Annotated in this window: 21 protein-coding genes and 1 riboswitch; of the genes, 11 read left to right on the top strand and 10 right to left on the bottom strand. The window is 73.5% G+C overall.

Annotated elements, in window-relative coordinates; translation table 11 throughout:
- Positions 1-46: 46 nt before the first annotated feature.
- Genes ACGFYP_RS31200 through ACGFYP_RS31185 form a run of 4 tightly spaced genes read left to right on the top strand, consistent with a single transcriptional unit; the run spans position 47 to position 3,727 of the window.
- On the top strand, positions 47-280 hold the full coding sequence (locus tag ACGFYP_RS31200; RefSeq protein ID WP_361958709.1) for a hypothetical protein: 234 nt from the start codon (positions 47-49) through the stop codon (positions 278-280).
- Between the two features lie 49 nt (positions 281-329).
- Entirely contained in the window at positions 330-1,130 is an 801-nt protein-coding gene (locus ACGFYP_RS31195) for an SURF1 family protein (RefSeq protein ID WP_393500709.1), read from the top strand.
- A gap of 52 nt (positions 1,131-1,182) precedes the next feature.
- Positions 1,183-2,967: a glycoside hydrolase family 15 protein gene (locus ACGFYP_RS31190; protein WP_393500706.1), complete on the top strand. Its 1,785-nt coding sequence runs from the start codon at positions 1,183-1,185 to the stop codon at positions 2,965-2,967.
- A 4-nt stretch (positions 2,968-2,971) separates the two neighbouring features.
- Positions 2,972-3,727 carry an SDR family NAD(P)-dependent oxidoreductase gene (locus tag ACGFYP_RS31185; protein ID WP_393500703.1) on the top strand — a complete coding sequence of 252 codons (756 nt, stop codon included), beginning with the start codon at positions 2,972-2,974 and terminating at the stop codon, positions 3,725-3,727.
- A 10-nt stretch (positions 3,728-3,737) separates the two neighbouring features.
- Here ACGFYP_RS31185 and amaP read toward each other — a convergent pair whose 3' ends face one another.
- From amaP to ACGFYP_RS31160, 5 genes are read right to left on the bottom strand one after another with little or no spacing between them, the layout of a single operon-like run.
- Positions 3,738-4,325, bottom strand: coding sequence for an alkaline shock response membrane anchor protein AmaP (amaP, locus tag ACGFYP_RS31180; protein ID WP_393500700.1), 588 nt, complete (start codon positions 4,323-4,325; stop codon positions 3,738-3,740).
- Positions 4,322-4,951: a DUF6286 domain-containing protein gene (locus ACGFYP_RS31175; RefSeq protein WP_393500697.1), complete on the bottom strand. Its 630-nt coding sequence runs from the start codon at positions 4,949-4,951 to the stop codon at positions 4,322-4,324. The genes amaP and ACGFYP_RS31175 overlap by 4 nt, the downstream gene beginning before the upstream one ends.
- Positions 4,948-5,298 carry a hypothetical protein gene (locus ACGFYP_RS31170; protein WP_361958691.1) on the bottom strand — a complete coding sequence of 117 codons (351 nt, stop codon included), beginning with the start codon at positions 5,296-5,298 and terminating at the stop codon, positions 4,948-4,950. The genes ACGFYP_RS31175 and ACGFYP_RS31170 overlap by 4 nt, the downstream gene beginning before the upstream one ends.
- 6 nt (positions 5,299-5,304) lie before the next feature.
- A complete protein-coding gene (locus ACGFYP_RS31165; RefSeq protein ID WP_393500693.1) occupies positions 5,305-5,496 on the bottom strand; it encodes a hypothetical protein in 192 nt (63 codons plus the stop codon).
- 30 nt (positions 5,497-5,526) lie between these two features.
- A complete protein-coding gene (locus ACGFYP_RS31160; RefSeq protein ID WP_393500690.1) occupies positions 5,527-5,979 on the bottom strand; it encodes an Asp23/Gls24 family envelope stress response protein in 453 nt (150 codons plus the stop codon).
- A gap of 57 nt (positions 5,980-6,036) precedes the next feature.
- On the opposite strand from ACGFYP_RS31160, the gene ACGFYP_RS31155 reads away from it, so the two are divergent.
- On the top strand, positions 6,037-6,741 hold the full coding sequence (locus ACGFYP_RS31155) for a hypothetical protein (RefSeq protein ID WP_393500687.1): 705 nt from the start codon (positions 6,037-6,039) through the stop codon (positions 6,739-6,741).
- A gap of 48 nt (positions 6,742-6,789) precedes the next feature.
- On the opposite strand, the gene ACGFYP_RS31150 is transcribed toward ACGFYP_RS31155, so the two are convergent.
- The 3 genes from ACGFYP_RS31150 to ACGFYP_RS31140 all read right to left on the bottom strand — a co-directional run bounded on the left by ACGFYP_RS31150 (position 6,790) and on the right by ACGFYP_RS31140 (position 9,849).
- Complete coding sequence (locus ACGFYP_RS31150; RefSeq protein ID WP_361958680.1) at positions 6,790-7,587, bottom strand: enoyl-CoA hydratase/isomerase family protein; 798 nt, start codon at positions 7,585-7,587, stop codon at positions 6,790-6,792.
- Between the two features lie 119 nt (positions 7,588-7,706).
- Positions 7,707-7,928 carry a helix-turn-helix domain-containing protein gene (locus ACGFYP_RS31145; protein WP_006123601.1) on the bottom strand — a complete coding sequence of 74 codons (222 nt, stop codon included), beginning with the start codon at positions 7,926-7,928 and terminating at the stop codon, positions 7,707-7,709.
- Between the two features lie 322 nt (positions 7,929-8,250).
- Positions 8,251-9,849 carry an ABC-F family ATP-binding cassette domain-containing protein gene (locus ACGFYP_RS31140; RefSeq protein ID WP_393500682.1) on the bottom strand — a complete coding sequence of 533 codons (1,599 nt, stop codon included), beginning with the start codon at positions 9,847-9,849 and terminating at the stop codon, positions 8,251-8,253.
- 266 nt (positions 9,850-10,115) lie between these two features.
- Between ACGFYP_RS31140 and ACGFYP_RS31135 the strand changes: the two genes are divergently transcribed.
- Together ACGFYP_RS31135 and ACGFYP_RS31130 are read left to right on the top strand one after the other, a co-directional pair.
- Complete coding sequence (locus tag ACGFYP_RS31135) at positions 10,116-11,006, top strand: neutral zinc metallopeptidase (protein ID WP_393500679.1); 891 nt, start codon at positions 10,116-10,118, stop codon at positions 11,004-11,006.
- Positions 11,007-11,079: 73 nt separating this feature from the next.
- The gene (locus ACGFYP_RS31130) at positions 11,080-11,481 is read left to right on the top strand and encodes a VOC family protein (RefSeq protein ID WP_361958671.1); all 402 of its coding nucleotides are present in this window, start codon (positions 11,080-11,082) and stop codon (positions 11,479-11,481) included.
- 138 nt (positions 11,482-11,619) lie between these two features.
- Here the strand turns inward: ACGFYP_RS31130 and ACGFYP_RS31125 are convergent, their stop codons facing one another.
- Entirely contained in the window at positions 11,620-13,140 is a 1,521-nt protein-coding gene (locus ACGFYP_RS31125) for a hypothetical protein (protein WP_393500674.1), read from the bottom strand.
- Positions 13,141-13,250: 110 nt separating this feature from the next.
- Positions 13,251-14,378: an alpha/beta hydrolase gene (locus tag ACGFYP_RS31120; RefSeq protein ID WP_393500671.1), complete on the bottom strand. Its 1,128-nt coding sequence runs from the start codon at positions 14,376-14,378 to the stop codon at positions 13,251-13,253.
- Between the two features lie 375 nt (positions 14,379-14,753).
- On the opposite strand from ACGFYP_RS31120, the gene ACGFYP_RS31115 reads away from it, so the two are divergent.
- From ACGFYP_RS31115 to ACGFYP_RS31100, 4 genes are all read left to right on the top strand, one after another.
- Positions 14,754-16,019, top strand: coding sequence for an anion permease (locus ACGFYP_RS31115; RefSeq protein ID WP_393500668.1), 1,266 nt, complete (start codon positions 14,754-14,756; stop codon positions 16,017-16,019).
- A gap of 12 nt (positions 16,020-16,031) precedes the next feature.
- Positions 16,032-16,253 carry a hypothetical protein gene (locus ACGFYP_RS31110; RefSeq protein ID WP_384513433.1) on the top strand — a complete coding sequence of 74 codons (222 nt, stop codon included), beginning with the start codon at positions 16,032-16,034 and terminating at the stop codon, positions 16,251-16,253.
- Positions 16,254-16,395: 142 nt separating this feature from the next.
- A riboswitch (cobalamin riboswitch) is annotated at positions 16,396-16,532 on the top strand.
- 33 nt (positions 16,533-16,565) lie between these two features.
- Positions 16,566-17,543: a cobalamin biosynthesis protein gene (locus ACGFYP_RS31105; protein WP_393500664.1), complete on the top strand. Its 978-nt coding sequence runs from the start codon at positions 16,566-16,568 to the stop codon at positions 17,541-17,543.
- On the top strand, positions 17,540-19,048 hold the full coding sequence (locus ACGFYP_RS31100; RefSeq protein WP_393500661.1) for a cobyric acid synthase: 1,509 nt from the start codon (positions 17,540-17,542) through the stop codon (positions 19,046-19,048). Before ACGFYP_RS31105 ends, ACGFYP_RS31100 begins: the two co-directional genes overlap by 4 nt.
- Positions 19,049-19,105: the final 57 nt, after the last annotated feature.

Below are 19,105 nucleotides of genomic sequence, written 5' to 3'. Positions count from 1 at the left end.
GCGTGCCGCCCGCGGCTCGTCCGCCGCGGACCGCACCCTGTGGCGCATGGCACGTTGCGAGGTCTGCGGAAACGACTACGGCATGTCCTTCGAGGTGCACGCGCAAGGCGCGGTGCACGTCTTCGACTGCTTCTCCTGCGCCATTCACCGCATGGCGCCCATCTGTGAGCACTGCCGGGTCTCGATCATCGGGCAGGGCGTCGAGGTGGAGGGGAACTGGTACTGCGGCGCCCACTGCGCCCGCGCGGAGGGAAAGGTGGGCATCGTCGACAGGGTCTGACCACAACCCCCGTGCGTGCACCTCATGACCACAGTTGTACGGTCATGGGGTGTACCGCTTCCTGTTGTCCCGGCAGTGGGTGATCCTCACCCTCGTCGCCCTCGTCCTCGTCCCGACGATGATCGAGCTGGGCTTCTGGCAGTTCCACCGGCACGAACGCCGGGTGGCCCAGAACGCCCTGATCGCGGACAACCTCAAGGCGGCGCCCCTCCCCGTCGAGAAGCTGACCTCCCCCGGCCACACCGTCCCGCGCTCCGACTACTGGCGTACGGTCACGGCCACCGGCACCTTCGACACCGCGCACGAGGTCGTCGTCCGGCGGCGCACGAACGCCGACGACCAGCAGGGCTACATGGTCCTCACCCCGCTGGTCCTGAAGGACGGCCGGGCCGTCGTGGTCAACCGCGGCTGGGTCCCCGCCGCACCGGACCAGAAGGCGTACCCCGCGGTCCCGCCGGCCCCCAAGGGCGCCGTGACCGTGACCGGCCGACTCAAGGCGGACGAGACGACCGGCGCCAGCGGCATCAAGGACCTGCGCGGGCTGCCGGACCGTCAGGTGATGCTGATCAACAGCGCCCAGCAGGCGGAGCTGACCGGCCTCACCGTGCTCGGCGGTTACGTCGAGCAGACCGCGCCCGGGTCGCCCGGCGGCTCCCCCGAGCTGGTCCCCGAGCCCGACCACGACTCGATCGGCGCGCACATGGCGTACGCCGTTCAGTGGTGGCTCTTCACGGCCGGTGTCCCCGTCGGCTGGGTGATCCTGGTGCGCCGCGAGAAGCGCGACCAGGAGGCCGCGGCCCGTACGGACGGCGGCGCGGGAACTCCCGAACCCGAGCCGGCAGCGGCGTAGGCCACAGCGTCCCTCTGATTGACCGTCGTCCCGCGCGGGAACACGCCAGAGCGTGACGCAAAGCATCGACGACTACGCCCTCATCGGCGATCTCCAGACCGCGGCGCTCGTCGGACGCGACGGGTCGATCGACTGGCTGTGTCTGCCGCGCTTCGACTCGGCCGCCTGCTTCGCCGCGCTCCTCGGCGACGAGGAGAACGGCCACTGGCGGATCGCCCCCAAGGGGGCCACGACCTGCACCACGCGGGGCTACGCCGGTGACTCGCTGGTCCTGGAGACGTACTGGGAGACCCGCACCGGCACCGTCAAGGTCGTCGACTTCATGCCGCAGCGCGACGAGTGGCCCGATGTCATGCGGATCGTGGAGGGCGTCAGCGGCAGCGTCGAGATGAGCGGGGTGCTGCGGCTGCGCTTCGACTACGGCTCGATCGTGCCGTGGGTGCGGCGCAGCGACGGCCACCGGGTGGCCGTCGCCGGGCCCGACTCGGTCTGGCTGCGCAGCGAGCCGCCGGTGAAGACCTGGGGGCAGCAGTTCTCGACCTGCTCGTCGTTCACCGTCGACGCGGGCCAGAAGGTCGCCTTCGTGCTCACCTGGCACCCCTCGCACCAGCCGCGCCCGGAGCTGATCGACCCGTTCGGCGCGCTCGACGAGTGCCTGACGGACTGGCGGGACTGGGCGGCGCGCTGCGCGTACCAGGGCCCGTACCGCGAGGCGGTGCTGCGCTCGCTGATCACGCTCAAGGCGCTCACCTACGCACCGACCGGCGGCATCGTCGCCGCGCCCACCACCTCGCTCCCGGAGGAGCTGGGCGGCGTACGGAACTGGGACTACCGCTCCTGCTGGCTCCGCGACTCCACCCTCACCCTCGGCGCGCTGCTCTCGGCCGGCTACGTCGACGAGGCGGCGGCCTGGCGCGACTGGCTGCTGCGGGCGGTCGCGGGCGACCCGGCCGATCTGCAGATCATGTACGGGCCCGGCGGCGAGCGGCGGCTGCCCGAGATGGAGCTGCCCTGGCTGCGCGGCTACGGGGAATCGGCGCCGGTACGGATCGGGAACGCGGCGGTCGAGCAGTTCCAGCTCGATGTGTACGGCGAGGTCATGGACTCGCTCCACATGGCGCGGGAGGCCGGGATCCCGCCGGGCGCGCACGCCTGGAACCTGCAGCTGAGCCTCCTCGGCTTCCTGGAGTCGACCTGGCGGGCACCGGACGAGGGGCTGTGGGAGGTGCGCGGGGCGCGCCGCCACTTCGTGCACTCCAAGGTGATGGCCTGGGTGGCCGCCGACCGGGCGGTGCGCACGCTGGAGGCCGACCCCTCGCTGCGCGGTGATCCGGCGCGCTGGCGGTTGATGCGGGACGAGATCCACGCGGAGGTGTGCGACAAGGGGTACGACCCCGAGCGCAACACCTTCACCCAGTCCTACGGCTCACGGGAGCTGGACGCGGCGACGCTGCTGATCCCCCGGGTCGGGTTCCTGCCGCCGGACGATCCCCGGGTGGTGGGGACGGTGGACGCGGTACGGGAGGAGTTGACGCACGGCGGCTTCGTCCGCCGCTACAGCACCGAAGGGGGCTCGGTCGACGGCCTGCCCGGTGGAGAGGGAACGTTTCTCGTCTGCTCCTTCTGGATGGCGGACGCGCTGCGGATGACCGGACGGGAGGACGAGGCGCGGGAGCTCTTCGAACGCCTCCTGGCGCTCTGCAACGACGTCGGGCTGCTCGCGGAGGAGTACGACCCGGTGGCGCGGCGGCAGCTGGGCAACTTCCCGCAGGCGTTCAGCCACATCGGTCTGGTGGGGACCGCTCTCGCGCTGGGCGCGGAGGACGCGGCAGGATAGGCGCATGGATCTTGGACTGAAGGACCGTGTGTACGTGGTGACCGGCGGGACCCGGGGGCTCGGCCGTGCCTCGGCCGAGGCGCTGCTCGCCGAGGGCGCGAAGGTGCTGGTCACCGGGCGCGAGGAGAAGACGGTCGCCGAGGCGGTCGCGGAGCTCGGCCCGGACGCGGCGGGTCTCGCCGCCGACAACGCGGACCCCGGTGCGCCCGCCCGGCTGATCGCGGAGGCGCGGGCCCGCTTCGGGCGCTTCGACGGCATCCTCGTGAGCGTGGGCGGGCCGGCGCCGGGCTTCGCCGCGGACAACACCGACGAGCAGTGGGCGGCGGCCTTCGACAGCGTCTTCCTCGGCGCGGTACGGATGGCCAGGGCGGCGGCGGAGGCGCTGACCGAGGGCGGGGTCATCGGCTTCGTCCTGTCGGGCTCGGTCCACGAGCCGATCCCGGGCCTGACGATCTCCAACGGGCTGCGCCCTGGCCTCGCCGGCTTCGCGAAGTCCCTCGCGGGCGACCTGGGCCCGCGCGGCATCCGGGTGGTCGGCGTGCTGCCGGGCCGGATCGACACGGACCGGGTGCGCCAGCTGGACGCCCTCTCCGGCGACACGGACGCGGCCCGCGCGGCGAACGAGTCCCGCATCCCGCTGCGGCGCTACGGCACCCCGGAGGAGTACGGCCGCACGGCGGCGTTCCTGCTGTCGCCGGCGGCGTCGTACGTGACGGGCGTGATGGTGTCGGTGGACGGCGGCGCCCGGCACGGCTTCTGACGCACGGGGGTCACGTGACGCGGCGGGCCCTGTGCTTGACCGCGCGGAGGCGGGCCTCCGTGGGGAGGGCGCTCAGGCCCGCCGAGGTGCGGGCGTTGGCCAGGGCCTCGGTGGACAGGGCGGCGAGGGCGGCGCCCGGGGAGGCGTACGGCTCCAGGAGCAGCGCCACGCGCGTGCGCGGGGCCGTGCGACGGCCGGTCAGGGCGACCCGGGCGCGGGCCACGCCGTCCTGGGCCGTCGCGTCCGCCTCCATGACGCTCTCCAGGGTCCGGCACCGAAGCGTCGCCGCGTCCCCGTCGCCCGTGTCGATGAGGATCTCCGCGAGCCGGGCGCGACGGAACTGGGCGAGCAGCCACCACAGGGCGAGCAGCACGATCACGCCGAGGACGGCGATCACCACCGGCCACCACCAGCCCTCGTCGCGCCACCGCAGCCGGTCCGCCCGGCTCAGCACGACGTCGGAGGGGCCCGACCACGGCCACCACGAGGGCACCGCCAGGTCGAACCCGGCGGCGAGGACCGCCCCGCCGACGGCGACGAGCACCAGGCCGACCAGGGCGAGCAGGACGCGGTTCACGCGGCGCAGGACGGCGGTCACACCCGTCCTCCCTTCGTCGGCGGGCGGCCCACGCGGACCGTCAACCGCGGTGGGCGGGCGAGGCCCAGGTCGTCGATGCCGGTGCGGCTGACGCTCTCCACGTCGGCGCGGACCTGGTCGAGTTCGCGGAAGTGCGAGACCGCCCGGACCGCCGCCTTCCGCCGCCCCATCCGTACCCGTACCGACTGCACGCCCGAGACCTCCATGGCCCGGTCCCGCAGCGCCAGGGCGGCGGCCTCGCGGTCGAGTCCGGCCCGTACGTCGGTGTGGTCGCGCCGCATCGGGAGGACGGAGCGCAGCCCCGGGGTGGCCGCCAGGATCAGGAGCCAGACGCCGAGGACGACGGCGAGGGCCGCGCCGGTCAGCACCCAGGCGTTGTCGAGGGGCCGGGTCGCCAGGTCGTCGGCGAGTTCGCGGCGCCAGCTCATCGCCGTGCGGTCGGCCCGCACGGCGGCCACGTCGTAGAGCAGCAGGCCGGCGCCGCCGAGGACGAGCAGGGCGATCAGGGCCGCGGGGATGCGGCGCACCGCCCAGAAGCGGCGCGCACCGGGCGCGGCCGGCGGGTCCTTCAGTACGGGCACGTCCTCGGCGCCCGCGCCGGTGCCGGTCTCCGTGTCCGTGGTCATCGCAGCCTCCGCCCGTCCGACTCGCGCGCCGTGCGCGGGGAGTGCAGACGCTCGACGTGGACGGCCACCTCGGGGACCTCCATGCCCGCCAGCTCCCGCACCCGCCGCATCACCTGACGGCGCACCGCGCCGCACTGTCGGCCGACGTCGGAGGGGTAGCCCAGCTCCAGGCTGACCGAGACCCGCGCCGTGTCACGGAGCACGACGACGGAGGCGTGCGGCGCCGAGCCGCCCTGGGGCACCACGTCGAGCGCCTCCCGCGCGGCGCGCGCGGCGATCTTCGCGACGACCCGGTCGGCGATCGTGGTCGCCCCACGGCCGGCCGGACCCACCCGGTCGACTGTCACCCCCGGTCACCGCCGCCGGTCGCCGCGTTCGCGACCCCGGAAGAAATCGCGGGCCTCGATGTCCCCCTCCAGGAACCGCCCGACGACGAAGCCGACCGCGCCCAACGCCGCGACCAGCACGAACGCCCCGAATCCGCCGAAGTATCCGGCGAATCCGAGGGCCATTCCGGCCACAAGGCCGACCACCGCCATGCTCATGCTGAGCCCTTTCCGCCGGGAAGCCAGTGGCTACTGGAGCCGTGACTCCGGCACCTCGTCCTCTTCGTCCGGCAGTTTCACGTCGCTCACGGCGATGTTGACCTCGACCACTTCAAGACCGGTCATCCGCTCGACGGCGGCGATGACGTTCTCCCGCACGGCCCCGGCCACATCGGCGATGGAGACGCCGTAGTCCACGACGATCTCCAGGTCGAGGGCGGTCTGCACCTCGCCGACCTCGGCCTTCACGCCTCGCGTGGCGCCCGCCTTGGTGCCGCCTCCGCCGGGCACCCGGTCCCGTACGGCGCCGAGCGTGCGGGAGAGCCCGCTGCCCATGGCGTGGACGCCGACGACCTCGCGGGCGGCGAGGCCGGCGATCTTCTCGACGACTCCGTCGGCGATGCTGGTCCGGCCGCGGGCGGCCGGATCGCCGCCGCCCCTTTTGGTCACGGACGGTTCCCTGGGGTGTGCGGGGTCATTCATCACCGTTCATCCCTTCCCTGGGGCTATCTGTTTCTTTGCCCACATTAGGCTGGGGCGATGACGACGACATCTGGGGCGGGATGGGTGGGGACGGTACGTGAGCGGCTCGGGCCCGGACGGCTGCTGCCGCTCGGCGCGGCGGCGGACGGGGCGTGGCTGACGGAGCGCGCGGCCCGGACGGTACTGCTGCGGGCGGCGGGGGCGGTGCGGGGCGTGGTGCCGGGCGCGCTGCGGGTGGGGCTCGCGAAGGCGGGGGCGGACACGCCGTTCCCCGTACCGCCGGGCGGGCTGCCACCGGGGACGCTGCGGATCACCGGGGAGTTCGCGGTGGAGTCCGCGCGGGTGAAGGACCGGCCGCTGCCGGCCCTCGCCGAGGAGGTACGCGGGGCGTTGTTCGCCTCGGCGGAGCGGGATCTGGGCCTCGTGGTCGTGGCGGTGGACCTGCGGGTGACCGGCCTCGCGGAGGCCGCCCCCGATTCATCGCCCGCCACTCCCCCAGTCGGGCGAACCGCCACCCCGGCGCCCGAGGGGCCGACGTCCGAGGACCCGGCCGCGCTCGCCCTGCTCGGTGTGCCGGGGGTGGCGGGGCTGACCTCCGTCCTGGGCGCGCCGGTCCACCGCACGCCGGGCACGCTGCGCGTGGAGCTGGCGGTCGCCGGGGGCCACCGCGCCCTGGACGTGGCCCGAGCCGCCCGCACCCGGGCAGCCGGAACGGCCCCCGGGGCGACGGCGGTCACGGTCCTGGTCGCCGAGATCCGCTGAGGCGCGGCCCCCGGCGCACGCCGAAGGCGGCCTCCGGCGCACGCCGAATCAGTCGCCGAGCCCCGCCAGGTCGCGCAGACGGCGGGCCTGGGCGGCGCGCTCGGCGGTGCGCTGGGCCTCGTACGAGCGGCCGGCGGCGCCCTGGAGCAGCGCCTTGGTCTCGATCACGGCGTCGCGCGGGGCAGAGAGCAGCGCGGCGCTCAAGTCCCGTACCGCGCCGTCGAGTTCGTCGGCGGGCACGGCGATGTTGGCGAGGCCGATGCGCTCGGCCTCCTGCGCGTGGACGAAGCGGCCCGTGGCGCAGATCTCCAGCGCACGGGCGTAGCCGACAAGCCCCACGAGCGGGTGCGTGCCGGTGAGGTCGGGGACGAGTCCCAGGCTGGTCTCGCGCATGGCGAACTGCACGTCGTCGGCGACGACCCGCAGGTCGCAGGCGAGGGCGAGCTGGAACCCGGCACCGATGGCGTGCCCCTGGACGGCCGCGATCGACACGATGTCGCTACGGCGCCACCAGGTGAACGCCTCCTGGTACTCGGCGATGACCGCGTCCAGGTCCTCGTCCGAACCCCGTGCCATGTCCAGGAAGGACGGCTCTCCGTCGAAGCCCTCGGGCGTGAACGCCTGCCGGTCGAGCCCGGCGGAGAAGGACTTGCCCTCACCACGCAGGACGACGACCCGCACGCTGCCGGGCAATGACCGGCCGGCTTCCGTCAACGCCCGCCACAGAGCGGGAGACTGGGCGTTGCGCTTCGCCGGATTGGTCAGGGCCACCGTGGCAACGGCGTCCTCGACGGTGAGCCGTACACCGTCCTTGTCGAACACGAGCACAGAGTCGAGCGAAGTCATGGGGCGCCTCCGGTTCCAGTGCAGCACGCTTAAGTGACTGCACAGTAACCACCCGGTCGACCGCACGGGCGACCGGGTGGCCACCGTAAGAACCGATGGACCCGACGAACCGCGCCCAGTCAGGCCGAGGCGGCCTTCTTGCCCCGTGTCGCTCCGCCGCGTCCACGCAGCGTGACTCCGGATTCACTGAGCATCCGGTGGACGAATCCGTAGGAGCGGCCGGTTTCCTCGGCCAGCGCCCGGATGCTCGCACCGGAGTCGTACTTCTTCTTCAGGTCTGCCGCGAGCTTGTCGCGCGCGGCGCCGGTCACCCGGCTGCCCTTCTTCAGAGTCTCGGCCACCCGTGCCTCCTCATGGGAAGTGCGCTCTGGACTTCTCATGATCACCCCTTCCGGACGTCCTGGCCACCCATTCGACAAGGTCCGTGGCACCAGGTTTGCGCCGCGACGGACTCTCGCCACGAGCGGAGTCTTCGATTCCGGTAGTCATGATCCGCGCTTCGGGACGCGTCAGGCCAGGAAGTGCCAGGTCAGCGCCGCAGGGGGCGAACAAGGACGGCGCGGCCCTGGCGGAAGGATTCCGCAGAGAGCCGCGCCGGGGGTACGAGACGCCCTCACTCAGATGAAGGATCACCCATGAGCCGAATGATCCATACCGAGATGATCAGGCGAGCGCCACGAGGTCCTTGTAGTCAGGACCCCACAGGTCCTCGACGCCGTCGGGGAGCAGGATGATCCGCTCCGGCTCCAGTGCGTCGACCGCGCCCTCGTCGTGCGTGACGAGGACGACGGCGCCCTTGTAGGTGCGCAGCGCGCCGAGGATCTCCTCGCGGCTGGCCGGGTCGAGGTTGTTGGTCGGCTCGTCCAGGAGCAGCACGTTCGCCGAGGAGACGACCAGGGTCGCGAGGGCGAGCCGGGTCTTCTCGCCGCCGGAGAGGACCCCGGCCGGCTTGTCGACGTCGTCGCCGGAGAAGAGGAAGGAACCGAGCGTCTTGCGCACCTCGACGAGGTCGAGGTCGGGCGCGGAGGACCGCATGTTCTCCAGGACGGTGCGCTCCGGGTCGAGCGTCTCGTGCTCCTGGGCGTAGTAGCCGAGCTTGAGGCCGTGGCCCGGGGTCACCTCTCCGGTGTCGGGCGTCTCGGCCCCGGCGAGCAGCCGCAGCAGCGTGGTCTTGCCCGCGCCGTTGAGGCCGAGGATGACGACGCGCGAGCCCTTGTCGATCGCGAGGTTCACATCGGTGAAGATCTCGAGGGAGCCGTACGACTTGGACAGGCCCTCCGCCGTCAGCGGGGTCTTGCCGCAGGGCGCGGGCTCGGGGAAGCGGAGCTTGGCGACCTTGTCGGAGACGCGGACGGCGTCGAGGCCCGCGAGCAGGCGGTCGGCGCGCTTGGCCATGTTCTGCGCGGCGACGGTCTTGGTGGCCTTGGCGCGCATCTTGTCGGCCTGCGAGTTCAGCGCCGCGGCCTTCTTCTCGGCGTTCTGGCGCTCGCGCCTGCGGCGCTTCTCGTCGGCCTCGCGCTGCTGCTGGTAGAGCTTCCAGCCCATGTTGTAGACGTCGATCGTGGAGCGGTTGGCGTCCAGGTAGAAGACCTTGTTCACGACGGTCTCGACGAGGTCGACGTCGTGGGAGATGACGATGAAGCCACCGCGGTAGGTCTTGAGGTAGTCGCGCAGCCAGACGATGGAGTCGGCGTCGAGGTGGTTCGTGGGCTCGTCGAGGAGCAGGGTGTCGGCGTCGGAGAAGAGGATCCGGGCCAGCTCGACACGGCGGCGCTGACCACCGGAGAGCGTGTGCAGCGGCTGGCCGAGGACCCGGTCGGGGAGACCGAGGGCGGCGGCGATGGTCGAGGCCTCGGCCTCGGCCGCGTACCCGCCCTTGGTGAGGAACTCGGTCTCCTGGCGCTCGTACTGCTTCATCGCCTTGTCGCGCGTGCCACCGGTGCCGGTCGCGATGCGCTCCTCGTTCATCCGCATCTTCTTGATGAGGACGTCGAGGCCGCGGGCGGAGAGGATGCGGTCGCGGGCCAGGACGTCGAGGTCGCCGGTCCGCGGGTCCTGCGGGAGGTAGCCGACCTCGCCGGAGCGGGCGATCTGGCCGGCGGCGGGCATCCCCTCACCCGCGAGGCACTTGGTGAGGGTGGTCTTGCCCGCTCCGTTGCGGCCGACGAGGCCGATGCGGTCGCCCTTGGCGATGCGGAAGGAAGCGGACTCGATGAGGATGCGGGCGCCGGCGCGCAGCTCGATGCCGGAAGCGGTGATCACGGACAGACTCCAGGGCGGACGGTTCGGCGGAAAGGGCTGAGAGCGGATTCGACGCCGCTAGTCATGCGCGCGGAGAATGGCCATACGGCCAGTCTAACGGGCGCATGCAACTGCTTTTCGGCCACAGTCCCGGGCCGACCACCCACCACCCTTTTCCCCCACTACCGCCCATGCCCGACAAAAGGGGCGATCCATATTGGATTCGCCGATACTCGGGCGCAGGGCGGCGGTCACTGCCGCGGCAAGACGGCAGAGGGTGGTGGCCCATGCAGTTCGACGACGACGCCGACCTGGACACCTCGGAGGTCAAGGACGTCCGCGGCAGCCGCATCCCCGGCGGGAAGGCGACCGTCGGCGGTGGCATCGTCGGCTTCATCGCGCTGATCCTGGGGCTGCTGTTCGGGGTGGGGCCCGAGCAGCTGGGGCTCTCCGCCGGCGACCCCGAGCCGGTCGCGACCTCCTCCTCGCTGGCCCAGGTCGAGCAGACCTGCCGGACCGGCGCGGACGCGAACACCCGCGAGGACTGCCGGATCGTGGCGGTCGTCAACAGCGTGCAGGACTTCTGGCGGGCGGAGTACGAGCGGCGCGGCGGCCAGTACGGGGACGCGCGCACGGTCATGTTCTCCAACCGCGTCGCGACCGCCTGCGGCTCGGCCACCTCGGCGGTGGGGCCGTTCTACTGCCCCGGCGACCGGCAGGTCTATCTGGACCTGGGCTTCTTCGAGGAGCTGCGGACCAAGTTCGGGTCGAGCGGCGGGCCCTTCGCCCAGGCCTACGTCGTGGCGCACGAGTACGGCCACCACGTGCAGAACATGATGGGCACCCTGGCCCGCTCCCAGGACGGGCGGACGGGCGCGAACTCCAACGCCGTACGCGTCGAGCTGCAGGCCGACTGCTACGCGGGGGTCTGGGCGCGGCACGCCACGACCACGCCGGACGAGAAGACCGGGCGCCCCCTGCTGACCCGCCTGACGGACGCCGACATCAGGGACGGCCTGGACGCGGCGGCGGCCGTGGGCGACGACCGGATCCAGGAGAAGTTCCAGGGCCGGGTGACGCCGGAGAACTGGACGCACGGCTCGGCGGCGCAGCGCCAGCAGTGGTTCTACACCGGGTACAGGACCGGGGACATGGCGCAGTGCAACACCTTCCGCTGAGGCACCCCGATGTCAGCGCCGGATGCCAGACTGAGACCCAGGTCACATTCCGCCATGAGAAGGAGTGATCGGGATGGCTGAGGCACCCCATATCTGTCCGACCCTGACCTACCACGACGCGCACACCGCGATCAGACAGCTCACGGAGGCGTTCGGCTTCACCCGCACCGCGGTGTACGAGGGCGAGGACGGCAAGGTCATGCACGCCGAGCTGTCGTACGGGAACGGGATGGTGATGCTCGGCAGCAAGGGCACGGGCACCGAGTTCGACAAGCTGGTCGAGGGCTCCGGGCCCAGCGGGGTGTACGTCCACGTGGACGACGTGGACGAACACCACGCGCGGGCGGTGGCCCACGGCGTCGAGATCGTGATGCCGCCGACGGACCAGGACTACGGCTCGCGGGACTACATCGCCCGCGACGGCGAGGGGAACGTCTGGAGCTTCGGCACCTACCTGCCGGGGGCCACCGGCTGAGAAGCGGGCGGGGAGCCGGGGTGGGGAGCCCGTACGGAGAGCCTGGGCGCGCGGAGCCCGGGCGCGTGAGCCCGTACGGAGAGTCAGGGCGGCGAGCTCGTACGGAGCGCCCGGGCGCGGGGCCCGGGCGGCGGACCGTCAGGCTTCCCCGGTGTGCACCTGGAAGGCCGCCCGGCGGACGGCCTTGGCGAGGGCGGGGTCGGGATGGGCGGCTGCGAGGGCGACCAGGACCTGGACCGTACGGGGATGGCCGACGGCGCGGACCTCGTCGAGGAGCGCCGGGACGGTGCCCTGGACGGCCGACTCGAGGTGCCGCACGAGGAGCGTGCTCTCGCCGTGGTCGGCGACGGCCGCGGCCGTGTCGACCCAGAGCCAGGTGGCCTCTTCCCGGGTGAGCACGTCCGGGGCGTCGTCGGGGTCGGCGCCCTCGTACTCGGCGAGCCAGAGCAGGGCGTACGGCCGGAGGGAGACCTCCTCGGCCGCGGCCCGGACCTCCGCCTCCGCGGGGGCGCCGACGACCCGGAGCGCCTCGAAGGCGAGGCCGCGCAGCAGGGCGTCCTCACCACGGGCGACGGCGATCAGCTCGGCGACCGCGCCGGCGAGGGTACGGGCGGCGAGCCAGGCGCGGTACTCGTCCCTGGCGGGGCCGGGGGTGAGGCCCGCGCAGCCGCGGAGCATGTCCTCGGCGGACTGCTCGATGTTGCCGGCCGGGCTCTGGGCGGCGACGCAGATCTGCTCCAGCTTGACCCAGACCGCCCAGTTGCCGAGCGGGGTCAGGGTGGCCTGCCGGCCGTCCGGCCCCTCGCCGAGGGTCAGGGCGCCGACGGCGGCGAGCCCCTCCAGGGCCCAGTCGAGCAGCGCGGCGAGCCCGTGGGGCCCGGCGTCGGGCGGGGTGTCGGTGCCGGACGCCGTGGCGGTGCCGGCGGCGGTGCCGGCCGCGGTGTCCGCGGCGCCCTCGACGGGCACCTCGCAGCGCTCCTCGCGCAGTTCGTCGACCCGCTGCCCGAGCAGGTCGAGCAGGGCAGGCACCACCACGGGTCCCGCGGAGAGCTGGAGGAGGGAGAGCACCTGGGGAACGGCCTCGACGACCTCGGCGACGGCGCCGGGGGCGACGTCCTCGGGGGCGGGGTGGACCAGGGACCAGGCGTCGAAGAGGGCGACCCAGCCGCGCAGCACGGCGGAGTCGTCGCGGTCCCAGGCGTGCAGCCGCCAGCCGGGGCGGGCGGTGTCGCCGTGGAGCTCCACGAGCCCGGCGAGCCTGGCCCGGTCCCAGCCGGCCCGGATCTGGCCGGGCGTCAGGTCCAGTGCGGCGGCGGCCCGTTCCTGCGGGGGGAGTGCTCGGGTCGCGGGGTCGGTCGCGTCGCGGTGCGCGGGGTCGGTCGCGGTGTCGGTCGCGGGGACGGCCTGCGGGCGGGGCTCGGTGGCGGTCCTGGGGCCGCCGTCGAGGGCGGCCCAGCGGGCGATCCGTACGGCGTCGGCGAGCACGGTCCGTGCCTGGCGGGCCAGTTCCGCGCGGGGCGGAGTGCCCTCCGGCGGGCGCGGGGCCGGGCGGGTGCGCCGGGTCGTCACGGCCCGCCGGGCGGTGGCGAGTGCCCGCGGACGGACAAGTCGGAGTCTGGAGTTGCGCGCCAATTGCTCATCGGGCTTTCGAGACGTCACGGGGGCAGTCTTCCCGTTGACGGCCCGAAAGCCCAATCGGAATCGAGGACGCCGGGCCGCGGCCCCCGGACCGGGCCCGGCGCGCGGCTGCCGGAAGGCTCGCGGCGGGCCTACAGAAGAGGGGTGAGGAAGCGGCGCAGGGCCTCTTCGTAGCGGACCGGGTCGGCGTTCCACATCGCGGCGTGCGGGGCGCCCCTGACCGTGTGGAGGGTGACCAGTTCCGGTCGGCGGGCGGCCAGTTCGATGGAGGGCTCCCAGGGGGCGATGGTGTCGTCGGGGCCGTGCATGACGAGGGTCGGCACGCGCAGGGCGGCCGGGTCGGCGACCTCCGGGAGCCGGTCGCCGTGCGGCCAGCCCCGTCCCGTCGCGGCGCGCACCGCAAGCGGAAGCAGCGGGCCCGGCACGCGGCGGGCGGCGGCGAGGTTGCGCAGGGTGGCCTCCCGGTCGAGGACCGGGGAGTCCAGGACGAGGCCGCGGATGACGTCCCGTACGCCGGATTCGGCGGCGGCGTGCAGGGCCATCGAGGCGCCGGTCCCCCAGCCGAGCAGCACGACGTGCTGGGCGCCCCTGCGGACGGCGTAGCGGACGGCGGCGTCGACGTCGCGCCACTCGGAGTCGCCGAGGTGGCCGAGGCCGTCCGGGGACGGGGGCGCGCCCTCGTCCCCCCGGTAGGAGAGGCAGAGGACGGGGATCTGCCGGTGGGTGAGGAAGGGGACGAGGTTCAGGGGGTGTCTGCGGGTGGTGCCGATGCCGTGCAGGGCGACGACCCAGGTGTGGCGCGCCCCCGGGACGAGCCAGGCGGGCAGGGAGCCGAGCTCGCCGGGGATCTCCACGTCCTCCTGGGCCACGCCGAGGGCGGTCTCCGGGGTGCCGCTGTGCAGCTCGGGGGTGAGCCGGACGCGGGCGCCGGGCCCCAGGTCGCCGTGCTCGACGCGTTCGAGGCGGCGTACGACGGTGTCCGCGGTGTGCGGCACGCGGTCGAGGACCGGGCCGACGACCGCGTGGACGCCTGGGCCCTCGATCCCGTACGTACCGGGGCGCAGGGAGGCGAGGCTGCGGGTCAGGGTGACCCGGCCGGGTCCCGTGGCGTGCACGGTGAGCCGGGGGTCGCCGGGCAGGGGCCGTCCGGACGTCGCCTTGAGGGTGACGTCGCCGGCGTACCGGCCGGCCGCGATCGCGGCCGCTCCGGCACCGAGCAGAGTGGTGACGGCCGCTGCCGTCGCTGTAGCCGGGCGCACGGTCTCAGTGTCGAGAGGTCGGGCCCGGGCCGCCACCGGACGAAGCCGACCGTGGCCGTCCCCTGTGAGAGTGACGTGGATCTCCTTGCGGGGTCCCCCGGCGGGATGACGGCCCTCCGGGCCCGTCCACGGGCTGACACGGGCGAGCGGGGGCGAAGCGGGCGATGTCCCCCGTGTCCGGTGACGGCACGGATTACCCGGGGTCGCACGGTGCCCACATCGTGGACAGAGCGTTCACGAGAGACCCCTCGACGACTCAAGCGGAATGACTGGAACCCGATTTGGGACACCACAACGCCCGACCCAGTTCACCTTCCGTTCACTCAGGTTGCCTACGTTCGTCCAGCCACTGACGTCAAACGATTGCCTGGGTAAATGGAACACATCACGCTGCTGCTCGCGATTGTGGTCGTGACAGCTCTCGTGTTCGATTTCACGAACGGTTTCCACGACACCGCCAACGCGATGGCGACGACCATCTCGACCGGTGCCCTCAAGCCCAAGACCGCGGTGGCCATGTCCGCCGTGCTCAACCTGGTCGGTGCCTTCCTGTCCGTCGAGGTCGCCAAGACGATCTCCGGCGGGATCATCAACGAACAGGGCATTCGTACTGAAGTGATCTTCGCGGCGCTCGTCGGCGCCATCCTCTGGAATCTGCTGACCTGGCTCCTCGGTCTGCCGTCCAGCTCCTCCCACGCCCTCTTCGGCGGACTGATCGGCGCGGCCGTGATGTCGGCCGGCTGGTCGGCCGTCAACGGCTCGACCGTGGTCAGCAAGGTCCTCATCCCCGCGATCGCCGCGCCGCTCGTCGCCGGCCTCGCCGCGATGGCGGCCACCAAGCTGACGTACAAGATCGGTGCGAAGACGGACACGAAGTCCACCGCCAAGGGCTACCGGGCCGGCCAGATCGCCTCCGCCGGTCTCGTCTCCCTGGCGCACGGCACCAACGACGCGCAGAAGACGATGGGTGTCATCACCCTCGCCCTGGTCACCGGCGGCGTCCTCGCCCCCGGCTCCAACCCCCCGATGTGGGTCGTCGTCGCCGCCGGTGTCGCGATCGCGCTCGGCACCTACCTCGGCGGCTGGCGCATCATCCGCACCATGGGCAAGGGCCTCACCGACCTCCAGCCGCAGCAGGGCTTCGCCGCCCAGACCAGCGCCGCGACGGTCATCCTGGCCTCGTCCAACTTGGGCTTCTCCCTCTCCACCACGCAGTCCTGCTCCGGCGCCGTGATGGGCGCGGGCCTCGGCCGCAAGGGCGGTGTCGTCCGCTGGTCGACCGCGACCCGGATGTTCGTCGCCTGGGGCCTGACCCTGCCCGCCGCGGGTCTGGTCGGCGCGGGCGCCGAGTTCCTCACCAAGCAGGGCCCCTGGGGCGTCGCCGCCGTCGCGGTCCTCCTCGTCGCCGGCTCGGCCGTCATCTGGGCGCTCTCGCGCCGCAAGCCGGTCGACCACCACAACGTCACGGCCGACGAGATCGACGGCGAGCCCGCGGGCGTCGTGACCACCGCCATCGCGGCCGTCGCCCCGCCGGCCCCGGCCGGTTCCGTGGCCGCCGTCGCGGACGAGCACCTCAAGACCACCATCCCCTCGCCGGCCCCCACGGACCCGGCAGCCCCCGCCGCCCCGGCCGCGGTGTAAGGAACCAACGACATGAAGATCGACTGGGCAGCTCTCGGCTCCGTCTTCGGAGTCAGCCTCGTGGCGACCGTCGCCCTCGTGGGCCTTTTCACCCTCGGCATCATCGGCCTCTCCAAGCAGGAGCAGGCCGCGGCCCAGGGAGGCTCGGCGGCCATGGCGCGCACCGGCGCGTACGCCTGCTTCGCGCTGTGCGCGGCGGCCGTCGCGTACGGCATCTATCTGATCGTCGTCTGACGACGGTCCCGCTTCGACGACCGGGCGGGTCGCACCTTCGGGTGCGGCCCGCCCGGTCGTCGTTTCACGAGGGCCGATCGCAGGCCGTGTGGTGCTTCGCACACTGTCCCGCCGCAGGTCAAGCGTGAGTTGACGGGTCTTCGTACACGTGGTGGACTTCCGGGGCCATTACGGCGGCAAGCAGAGGAAGCCCGGTGCGAATCCGGCGCGGTCCCGCCACTGTGACCGGGGAGTCGAACCCCCGGGAGCCAGGAACTCTCGCCGCCGGTCACGTCGAGCCGGGGCGCGGACCCTGAGTGAGGACACAGCGCCATGCCCGGCCGCAACGCAGCCACAGGTGTATTCGCGTACGGCGCCGCCGCCGGACTGGCCGCGGACCTGATCGTCGGCGACCCCCGCCGCGGCCATCCGGTCGCCGCCTTCGGGCGGGCCGCGGGGGCCGTCGAGAAGCTGCTCCGGCGCGACCACCGCGGGTGGGGCGCGCTGCACACCGCCGTCTGCGTGACGGGCGCCGCGGGCGCCGCCGCCCTGGCCGCCCGTACGGTACGTGACCACCCGAGGGCCTCCGCCGCGCTGACCGCAGCCGCCGTCTGGGCCGTCGTCGGCGGGACGAGCCTGGGCCGGGAGGCCCGCGCGATCGGCGGGGCGCTGGCCGCCGGCGACCTGGAGGTCGCCCGCGAGCGGCTCCCCCATCTCTGCGGGCGCGATCCGCACTCCCTGGACGGTCCTGCGATGGCCCGCGCGGTCGTGGAGTCCGTCGCGGAGAACACCTCCGACGCGGTCGTCGGAGCCCTGGTCTGGGGGGCGGTCGCGGGTGTTCCGGGCCTGGTCGGCTTCCGGGCGGTGAACACCCTGGACGCGATGGTCGGCCACCGGTCGGCGCGGTACCGGCGCTTCGGCTGGGCCTCGGCCCGGCTCGACGACGTGGCCGGCTGGCCGGGCGCCCGGCTGACCGCCGCGCTCGCGACCGTGGCGGGCGGGGATCCGCGCGGGGCGGTGCGCGCCTGGCGGGCGGACGCGGCCAAGCACCCGAGCCCCAACGCAGGACCGGTGGAGGCCTCCTTCGCGGGGGCGCTCGGGGTACGGCTCGGCGGGACGCTGTCGTACGGCGGCCGGGTCGAGCACCGGCCCGTACTGAACGGGGAGGGACGGGCCGTGGAGGTCGCGGACATCGAACGGGCGGTCCGGCTCTCGCGCCGGGTGACGGGGCTTACGCTCGCGGCCTGCGTGGGCGGACGGATCGTGGCGGGCGCGCTGAAGGCGCGCGCGGTGAAGCGGAGGACGGTATGAGGGGCGGGGGGCTGCTCGTCGCCGGGACCACCTCCGACGCGGGCAAGAGCGTCGTCACGGCGGGCATCTGCCGCTGGCTGGTCCGGCAGGGTGTGAAGGTCGCCCCGTTCAAGGGCCAGAACATGTCCCTGAACTCCTTCGTGACCCGTGAGGGCGCGGAGATCGGCCGGGCGCAGGCCATGCAGGCGCAGGCGGCCAGGGTCGAGCCGACCGCGCTGATGAACCCGGTCCTCCTGAAGCCGGGCAGCGACCGCTCCAGCCAGGTCGTCCTGATGGGAAAGCCGGTCGGCGAGCTGAGCGCGCGTGGCTACCACGGCGGACGGCAGAAGGAGCTCTTCGAGCCGGTCATGGCGTGCCTGGAGGAGCTGCGGGGCACGTATGACGCCGTGATCTGCGAGGGGGCGGGCAGTCCGGCCGAGATCAACCTGCGGCGCACGGACATCGTGAACATGGGCATCGCGCGGGCCGCGCGGCTGCCCGTCCTCGTCGTCGGGGACATCGACAGGGGCGGGGTGTTCGCCCAGTTCTTCGGCACGACGGCGCTGCTCGCGCCCGAGGACCAGGAGCTGATCGCGGGCTATCTCGTGAACAAGTTCCGCGGCGACGTGACCCTGCTGGAGCCGGGGCTCGACATGCTCCACGACCTGACCGGGCGCCGGACGTTCGGAGTGCTGCCGTACGCGCACGGGCTCGGCATCGACGAGGAGGACGGCCTGCGCGTCTCCCTGCGGGGCGCGGTCCGCGAGTCGGTCGTCGCGCCGCCGGTCGGCGAGGACGTGCTGCGGGTCGCCGTCTGCGCGGTACCGCTGATGTCGAACTTCACCGACGTGGACGCGCTGGCGGCCGAACCGGGCGTCGTCGTCCGGTTCGTGGACCGGGCCGAGGAGCTCGTCGACGCGGACCTGGTGGTCGTCCCCGGCACCCGGGGCACGGTGAAGGCCCTGGCCTGGCTGCGCGAACGCGGTCTCGCGGACGCCCTGGCGCGGCGGGCCGCGGAGGGCCGGCCGGTGCTCGGCGTCTGCGGCGGCTTCCAGGCGCTCGGGGAGCGGATCGAGGACGAGGTCGAGTCGAAGGCCGGCACGGTCGACGGGCTCGGGCTGCTGCCCGTACGGGTCCGGTTCGCGGCCGAGAAGACGCTCGCGCGGCCGGTCGGCGAGGCGCTCGGTGAGCGGGTCGAGGGGTACGAGATCCACCACGGGGTCGCCGAGGTGCTCGGCGGGGAGGCTTTCCTGGACGGGTGCCGGGTCGGCGCGGTCTGGGGCACGCACTGGCACGGCTCCCTGGAGAGCGACGGCTTCCGCCGGGCGTTCCTGCGGGAGGTCGCGGCGGCGGCAGGGCGGCGCTTCGTCCCGGCGCCGGACACGTCGTTCGGGGCGCTCCGCGAGGAGCAGTTGGACCGGCTCGGCGACCTGATCGAGGAGCACGCGGACACGAACGCGCTGCTGCGGCTGATCGAGCACGGGGCGCCGACGGGGCTGCGGTTCGTGCCGCCGGGGGCGCCGTGAGTGGGGGCGGTGGGGCGCGAGTGCGGCCCGGTGGGGGGTGCGCCCGGCCTCCGGCCG

The sequence above is a fragment of the Streptomyces sp. NPDC048370 genome, assembly GCF_043200825.1.
GTDB lineage: Bacteria > Actinomycetota > Actinomycetes > Streptomycetales > Streptomycetaceae > Streptomyces.
Note: the sequence above shows the minus strand (reverse complement) of the source record. Positions and strands in the feature narration are given on the sequence as shown.